Consider the following 441-nt stretch of genomic DNA (forward strand, 5'->3'; position numbering starts at 1 on the left):
GCTCCTCGGCTTGCATCAGTTTCTGAATTACTGCCTTCATCGTACTGATTAACGATTTATTCTTTTATTCTGATCAGACTTTTTCTACCTGAGCGAATTCCAGTTCTACTGGTGTCGCACGGCCAAAAATAGTCACGGTGACGCGGACTTTCGATTTCTCGTAATTAACTTCTTCCACGCTGCCGTTAAAGTCTGTGAATGGGCCTTCTTTAATACGAACCACTTCACCCACTTCATACAAGACTTTTGGTCTTGGTTTTTCTACACCATCCTGCATTTGCTGCAAGATCTTATCCACTTCATGCTGAGGGATAGGAGAAGGCTTATTCGATTTACCACCAATAAAGCCAGTTACTTTGCTGGTATTTTTAACCAAATGCCAAGTATCGTCAGTCATTTCCATTTCGACGAATACATAGCTCGGGAACAGCCTGCGCTCAG

Annotated in this window: 1 protein-coding gene; it reads right to left on the reverse strand. The window is 43.1% G+C overall.

What is annotated here, in order from left to right; genetic code table 11:
- Window positions 1–73 precede the first annotated feature (73 nt).
- On the reverse strand, window positions 74–441 hold a 368-nt coding region (gene nusG / locus KDM89_RS19840; protein WP_212689609.1), incomplete at its 5' end, for a transcription termination/antitermination protein NusG.

The organism is Cognatundibacterium luofuense (genome assembly GCF_018139685.1).
GTDB lineage: Bacteria > Pseudomonadota > Gammaproteobacteria > Burkholderiales > Burkholderiaceae_D > Undibacterium > Undibacterium luofuense.